The sequence below is a fragment of the Terriglobales bacterium genome, from assembly GCA_035454605.1.
In the GTDB taxonomy this organism is placed as follows: Bacteria; Acidobacteriota; Terriglobia; order Terriglobales; family Acidobacteriaceae; genus DATMAB01.
Map to the genome: position 1 here is coordinate 1 of DATIGQ010000181.1, position 7154 is coordinate 7154.

Here is a 7154-nt window from a genome sequence, read left to right on the forward strand (position 1 = left end):
AAGTGGCGGGTGGCCACCGAAAGTGGCAGCGGGGAATTCGATGCCGTCATCCTGGCGGTGCCCGCGTACGCGGCCGCAGGTCTCCTCGGGGATGTGCACACTCGCCTGGCCGAGCTGCTGCAGCAGATACCCTACAGCTCCTCAGTCACCGTAGCCTTGGGTTACGATTCCGCTGTTTCCTTGCCTGAGGGTTTTGGCTTCCTGGTGCCGCGCAGCGAAGGACGCCACATGCTGGCCTGCACCTTCGTCCACAACAAGTTTCCTCACCGCGCACCGCAGGGCTGGCGGTTGCTGCGCGTGTTCCTGGGCGGCTCGAGCGACCCGCACGCTCATGAACTGGACGACTCTGAAATCACTACGCTGGTGCGGCAGGAACTGCGCGAGATCCTCGGCCTGGAAGCGGAAGCGTGCTTCGTGCGCATCTACCGGTGGCCGCGCGCCATGGCGCAGTATGAGGTCGGGCACCTCGAGCGCGTGACGGAAATCACCCGCCTGCGAGCGGAGCTGCCCGGGCTTTTTTTGGCGGGGAATGCCTATGGCGGCATCGGCGTCCCCGACTGCGTACGCGAGGGCAGGGAGGCTGCCCGCGCGGCAGCCGCGACTTAGGTGCAGCTTCCGGGTTTAGACTTTGTGAATCACAGCCATGTTCTCGGCCCGTTCATCACGAATCGCCCTGTACGCGGCAGCTCTGACGGTGACGACTCTGCTGCTGGCGCAGGATCACCAGCACGACGAGGGTGATTCCCCCCGACCCCAGGCTGGCGAGAGTGCGGCGACCCAGGCCATGTCCACGCGCGACCTGGACATGGGGCCGCACATGAGGATGACGCGCTTGTGGGAGCCCATGCCCGGGGACAGCGAACGCGCCCAGCGGGTGGTGGATTCCGCACGCCATGCCCTCGAACGCTACCAGGACTACCGCGCCGCCGAGGCCGATGGTTACCGGATCTTTCTACGGCGCGTCCCGCAGAAGATGTATCACTTCACTAACTGGCGCTACGCCGTGCAAGCTGCCTTCCAGTTCGATCCGGAACGGCCGACCTCACTGCTGTATGAGAAAACCGGCACCGGCTACAAGCTGATTGGGGCCATGTACACCGCGCCCGCTGACATGCCGGAGGACGAACTGCATGCCCGCATCCCGCTGAGCGTGGCGCGCTGGCATGCGCACGTGAACCTGTGCCTGCCGCCGCGCGAGCGCCGCCGCGAAGCCCTGGGCAAGAGTGCCCGCTTCGGCTTGCAAGGTTCCATCACCACGCGCAAGGAATGCGAACGGGAAGGCGGCCACTTCATGCCGCAGATCTTCGGCTGGATGGTGCACATGTATCCGTTCGAGCAGACGGAAGCCAAGATCTGGTCGCTCGAGCCGCAGGCGCCCCGTCATCACCACTGAAGGGCGGCAGCAGATATCGGCGTCGAGCCTTTCTGGCTCCGCCACTCATAAAGCCCTGCGTGGACCGCCACGATCGCTTCCTGGAGCAAGATCACGGTACATATTGTGGGTCGACACTTCCCTTGCCAGCGGAGAACTTAACGTCAAGGCGCGGCAGGTTTGTGAGTTCCAAGGTCGCAGAGGCCAACCGGACCCGATTGCCGGACCTGTCGACCTCCTCAAGCAATCGCGTAAACAAGCGATCTCTGACGTAGCGGCGCTTTCGATAATCCACGATGTAGCGCGCCGTGAACTCGATCCAATTGTCGTTGGCAGCCAGAGTGATCATCGGTTCAATCCCAGCCTGTTCGAGCTGGTATTTCTTGCTGGTCTCTTCCCAAGCCACCCGTGAATGCAGTGCATAATCTCGACAGATTTCGTCGACGACCTGTGCGAACACTTTTCGCGCGTACTCCCAGTCGGAGCCATAGCGGACGGGGATCTTGATTTCATCCCAAAGAAAAGGGAAGTCCGCGGAGTAGTTGAAGACCGGCTCCTTGAACACGAAGCTGTTGGCGATGCGAACGATGCGGCCATTGTAGAGGTCGCCGTTCACCCACTGTCCGCACTCCATGAGCGTGGTGCGCAGCACGCCGATATCGATGACATCTCCGCGGATGCCGCCCAGTTGCACGCGGTCACCCGGCCGGTAAAAGCCGCCGAAGGAAAGCGCTACCCAACCAGCTATGCTGGCGATCACCTCCTGGAGAGCGAAGGCAATGCCGGCGCCTGCCACGCCGAAGGCCACGGTCAACTGGCCGAAGCGTTCGCTGAAGATTCCCGTCAGCAGCAGAATTCCGGCCGCATAGCCCAGGAACGAGATGAACTTGCGGGCGCGGTAACGCGTTTCCGACTCCTGCACGTAACGGGACACGGACCGCTGCAGAAACCGCACCACCGCATACACAAGCGCGATTCCCACCAGAGCCGAAACGAGCTTTCCCACGGTGGGGTCATACATCCATTTGCGAACCAACTCCTCCATATTTCCTCCTGCTTCGCTGGCTCTATTCCTCTAACGGCCTGCTGCCCAGGCAGACGGCAGACACCTAAATCGCGGCTTCCGCGTGTTTGATCGCCTCACGCAAGTGTTCGATCGCCCAGCCGATTTCCCTCGGTGTGATGACCGCGGGCGGCGCCAGCAGCAGGTGGTCTCCGCGCAAGCCGTCTACGCATCCCTGCATGGGATAGACCATCACGCCGCGGCGGGCGGCGGCCTGGGCTACGCGCCCGGCAAAGTTGACCTCCGGCGGGAAAGGCTTGCTGCTCTTCTTGTCGGTCACGAACTCCACGCCGCGCAGCAATCCGAGCCCACGCACGTCGCCCACGGAGCGGCAATCACGCAAGGATTCGAGTGCGCGCGCAAACGCCGCAGCCGTCGACCGCGCGCGACCAGAATCTGCGGCTTCGACCAGTCTGCGGCGCCGCATGTAAGCCAGCACGGCGCGTCCCGCAGCCACAGCTACAGGGTGAGCGTTGTACGTGAAGCCGTGGACGAAAGCGCCGGAACCGCGTGCGATGGCCTCCGCCACGCGCCGGCTGGCGATCACTGCGCCCAGCGGCACGTAACCGCTGGCAATGCCCTTGCCGGCCACGATGATGTCCGGCTGCACGCCAAAATGCTGGACGGCGAAATTGCGCCCGGTGCGACCGAAGCCGGTCATCACTTCGTCGGCGATGAGCAGGACTCCGCGGCCGCGACAGATTCTCGCCACGCCCTCCAGGTATCCGCGCGGCGGAACGGCAGCGCCCAGAGTCGCGCCGCTCACTGGCTCGAAGATGAACGCGGCGGTTGTGCCGCGGGAGTCGGCGATGGCCCGCTCGACTTCCTGGGCGTAACGGCGAGCGCACTCGTCGCCGTCGTAGCGGCACCGGTAGCAGTAAGGAAGCCCGACATGCTCGAAGGTTCGCGGGCGGCGCACCATGGGCAGGTAGATATCGCGGCGCCTGCGGTTGCCCGAAACAGCCAGGGCGCCCAGGGTTGCGCCGTGGTAGCTCTGCCAGCGGCTCAGGATGCGGAAGCGGCTTGCATGGCCGCTTTCCACCTGGAATTGGCGCGCCAGCTTCAGGGCGGTTTCCACGGCCTCCGATCCGCCGCAGGTGAAATAGACCTTACCGCCACGGAAGTGCTCGCCCGCAAAACGCAGAACCTCAGCGGCAAACTCTTCGGCGATGCCGGTGACAAACTGGCTGGAGTGGACGAATTCCAGTGCGCGCGCCTGGCGGGCCATGGCGTCCGCCACTTCGCGCACGCCGTGCCCGATGAAGTTGACGGCGGCGCTGCCGGCGAGGTCGAGGTACCGGCGGCCCTCCGCATCCCACAGCCACACGCCGCGGCCGCGCACTGCTTCCGGGTAGGGGCGCATAAAGGAACGGCGCAGCAAACCGGAGCGGCGGGCCGAGGGATGGACGTGAGGCATGAAGTGGAGATTATGGGCGGCGGGCTTCGCGAGTGTCAAAACACTCGGAGGCGCGCATCCAGAGCTTGAATGCGCGCCTCCATCAATCCCGGCGAAGCGCTCCGGTCGCAGCCGGAGGTCGATTAGGCTGCGACTTTCTCCTCGCGCACGGTGAAGCGCTTCTCCAGCCGGGCGAGCTTGTCCATCACGCCGGTGTACTCCAGCTCCGCCATGGGCAGCATGGCGGCGCCGCTGAAGCCCTGGCGACGCATATCCATGGCCTTGCGGCTGACCTGGCTGCGGACTTCGTCCCAGAACGGATGCGCGAAGCAATCCGCCGGTTCCGTGAGCCGCGTATTGTGCACGCAGAAGCCGGCGCAGGAGACCAGCGGCGGCCCGTCAAAGTAGGAGGTCGGCGTACGCAGCGGAACGGGCATCAGGGGCATGTTGTGCGAGCCGCGCATGCCGCCCGCCACATAGTGCCCGATGGAGAACGGCGCCAGGATCTCGCCGGTGGCGGGGAAGTTCATCTGGCTGCGCACCAGCATGACCGGATCGTCCTTGCCGGTGTAGCGCCCGGCGATATTGTGCAGGCGCGAGGTGGCGACTGCCGCGGCCTGCTCGCCGGTGGCGCGCGACCACACCGACTCCACCACGAAGCGCTCGTTGTCGCGAAGCAGCGCAGCCAGGTCGTAGATCTCCTCCGGCGTCACCAGTTCGACCACGCGGTCGCCCTCGGTGTAGCCGACGTCCATCACCACCCAGCGGAAGCCCTGGCTGAGATTGGGCGAAAGAATGAGGCCGGGGGTGGTCATCACGTCGGCAAAAGTCAGGAAGAGCGGCAGGTTGAACGCGCCGGGATCGGTCTTGTCGGCGGCGAAGAAGAGGAAAGGCTCGTTGGGGCGTTCGTCGATCTCCATCTCAGCGCACGCCGGGCCCAGTCCTTTCACATTGCCCGAAAAGGAATCCTTGAGCAGATCCTGGCCGGCGCCGTACAGGCCTTCTTCCTTGGCGATCTCGGTGCCTTCGACGAAGGCGTCCCACGCAAGCTTGTGGACGCGCGAGTCGCCGACGCCGTGGTCGTGGGTCATGAGGATGGCGATATCGTCGCCGGTGAAGCCGATGTAATGGTCCTGGATGAGCGCCCGGCCAGCGGACTCCACCACCTGGGCAACGCGCTCCAGCAAGCGCTTGGAGGGCGCGATGTGGCCACCGACCGAGCCCACATCCGCCTTGATCACTGTCAACGTGGTTTTCATGCGCAACTCCTCCTGAGCGAATCTCGGGGTTTCAGCTTAGGTCGGAGCGGTACCGCGGTCTGTGAGCGAGGTCACAAGCAGATGTTCGACGGGCCGGAAGCGCTCACGCCCAGTTGCGACGCTCGACGAATGTCGGCGGCTCGTAGGTGTGACCGGAGGCCAGCTTGCGAGCCTCACGCCATGCCGTCCACAAAAGAGCAGGCCCCAGAAAGCGGCCTACGGCAAGGGATCGCCAGCCGAATTCGCGCTCCAATTCCTTGCGCAGTGAGCGGATTTGTTCGCTCATCGCGCGGTTGGCCTTTCGCAAGCGCCTCTCCATTGCCCAGAGGGCGGCGTTGTACGCGCTCCGAAGCTGGGCTGCCTCGCGCTCGAAGCGGCGCCGCACGCGCGCGTCGGGATGGTGCTTGTAGCGCTTCCAGCCCTCAAACACGGTGCGGCAGATGCGGTACAGACTGGGCCCATTGCGCTCGAAGTCGCGGGCGAAAGCCCAGTCGAGGAGCCGCTTGGAATCGTCGCGCGAGATGGCGGCGTGATGGAAGTTGAACTTGTACTGACCGTGGATGTCGGCTAGCTCCATTTCATTCCGGATCCGTCCCTGCCGGCTCATCTCCTGATACAGCGGCGTGCCCGGCACCGGTGTGTAGAGCATGAACTGGTGGAAGTCCGTGCAGTGCGAAACGGCGTGCTCGATCTCCGGCACGATGTTTTCCGGCGTGTGGTGCTCCAGGCCCACAATGGTCGAGCCCAGCAGCTTGATGCCGTGCTGGCGGAGTTCGCGGGCCAGTTCGCGCGTGTCTGTGCCGTCGAGCTTGGCGTAGCTCGAGTGGGGAGACTCCAGTCCCAACCAGATCCAGGAAACGCCCAGTTCCACTAGCTCCTGCATGGTGTACTTGCGGACGGCATTGGCCGAAGAAAACACATACAGCGCCCAACTCTTGCCGGCTTGCTTCATGAGCTCGAGCAGGCGCATGGCCCGCTTGCGATACAGCAGGAAATTCTCATCCATAACGAAAAAGGAACTCACGCCGAGGGCAGACTCCATCTGGCTCATGACCTCGAACAGCTCGTCACCGGTCTGATAGAAATCGACGAATTTGCCCTTGCCTCCGAAAAAGGCCGACGTGGTGCAGAAGTTGCAGCCCATCGGACAACCCACCGAGGGAATCAAGGTGGCGGCAGTTGCGCCGCGCCGTTCCGGCAGCCGCATTCCCATCACCCGGACGCGGAACCCAGAAACGATAGCGGGATGACGGATGGGCGCCGCTTCGTCCTCGCCGAGGTAGCGGCGCATCCACCGGATGCCTTCGCCGCGCACGATGTGGTCGCTGTCCACGATCCTGTCGATACCGGGAATCGCGGTGACGTGTCCGCCCACCACAATGGTGGAGTGCGGCGACAAGCGGCGCACCATGCGGCACATCTCGCGCACCTTGCCCACATTGGTGACGATCGAGGAGATGCCGACGATGTCGTACTGGTGGCGGACCAGCTCCGCGGCAAAACGCTCGCGCGTGGGAAAGTCGAGCAGCGTCGAGGGCGCGGAGATGTTGTGCTGGATCAGCATGATGCCCCAGGAGCGGTGGAACATGCGCAGGGAAAACTCGCCCTGCGCCCGCGTCACCTGGTTGTGATAAAGCTCCATGGGATTGATGGCGCGGCTGCCGAATTCGTCGTCATGGGCATAGGGTCCGAACACGGAAGTGAGCAACACGCGCGCCCGCGTGCCCTTGGGATGTCGTTCCACAGCTTCCCCCTGAATTGCTCACCGAGGGGAATGATAGGGAAGCCCAGGCGGAGTGATGGTAATAGTCTTGTAATTTCTGCTGGCGAGTCCCTATCAGTAGTTCGAGAAAGTTCCAACGAGATTCTTGGCTATAAGGATGCGGATCAGCCTCTCCACCCAGGCCTGATCCACGTCCACCAGGAACTCGGCGGAAAGAAGATCGGCGATGTCCGCAGGGGAGCGCGTGAGGTCCATGAAGTTGAGCGTCTCCCACACCAGCATGTCGAGGTCGGGTGCTCCAGCGGCGTTGGCGCGCTCAGCCCCAAAGCGAGCCTTCTGCT

General features: G+C 63.9%; 7 protein-coding genes. 2 read left to right on the forward strand and 5 right to left on the reverse strand.

The features are described from left to right. Together hemG and VLE48_12855 are read left to right on the forward strand one after the other, a co-directional pair. On the forward strand, window positions 1–606 hold a 606-nt coding region (gene hemG, locus VLE48_12850), incomplete at its 5' end, for a protoporphyrinogen oxidase (protein ID HSA93894.1). Between the two features lie 37 nt (window positions 607–643). Beyond that, a complete protein-coding gene (locus VLE48_12855; GenBank protein ID HSA93895.1) occupies window positions 644–1393 on the forward strand; it encodes a hypothetical protein in 750 nt (249 codons plus the stop codon). A gap of 91 nt (window positions 1394–1484) precedes the next feature. Here VLE48_12855 and VLE48_12860 read toward each other — a convergent pair whose 3' ends face one another. The 5 genes from VLE48_12860 to VLE48_12880 form a co-directional block, all read right to left on the reverse strand. Further along, window positions 1485–2417, reverse strand: a complete 933-nt coding sequence (locus tag VLE48_12860; GenBank protein ID HSA93896.1) for a mechanosensitive ion channel domain-containing protein — start codon at window positions 2415–2417, stop codon at window positions 1485–1487. 64 nt (window positions 2418–2481) lie between these two features. After that, on the reverse strand, window positions 2482–3852 hold the full coding sequence (locus tag VLE48_12865; protein HSA93897.1) for an aspartate aminotransferase family protein: 1371 nt from the start codon (window positions 3850–3852) through the stop codon (window positions 2482–2484). Between the two features lie 122 nt (window positions 3853–3974). After that, the gene (fbp, locus tag VLE48_12870) at window positions 3975–5090 is read right to left on the reverse strand and encodes a fructose-1,6-bisphosphate aldolase/phosphatase (GenBank protein ID HSA93898.1); all 1116 of its coding nucleotides are present in this window, start codon (window positions 5088–5090) and stop codon (window positions 3975–3977) included. A gap of 103 nt (window positions 5091–5193) precedes the next feature. Then, complete coding sequence (locus VLE48_12875) at window positions 5194–6834, reverse strand: radical SAM protein (GenBank protein HSA93899.1); 1641 nt, start codon at window positions 6832–6834, stop codon at window positions 5194–5196. 93 nt (window positions 6835–6927) lie between these two features. After that, window positions 6928–7154, reverse strand: a 227-nt coding sequence (locus VLE48_12880) for a hypothetical protein (GenBank protein HSA93900.1), incomplete at its 5' end; no start/stop codon positions are given.

Coding starts and splice junctions, on each gene's coding strand:
- fbp (HSA93898.1), bottom strand. CDS start 5,090: ATGAAAACCACGTTGACAGTGATCAAGGCGGATGTGGGCTCGGTCGGT.
- VLE48_12855 (HSA93895.1), top strand. CDS start 644: ATGTTCTCGGCCCGTTCATCACGAATCGCCCTGTACGCGGCAGCTCTG.
- VLE48_12865 (HSA93897.1), bottom strand. CDS start 3,852: ATGCCTCACGTCCATCCCTCGGCCCGCCGCTCCGGTTTGCTGCGCCGT.
- VLE48_12860 (HSA93896.1), bottom strand. CDS start 2,417: ATGGAGGAGTTGGTTCGCAAATGGATGTATGACCCCACCGTGGGAAAG.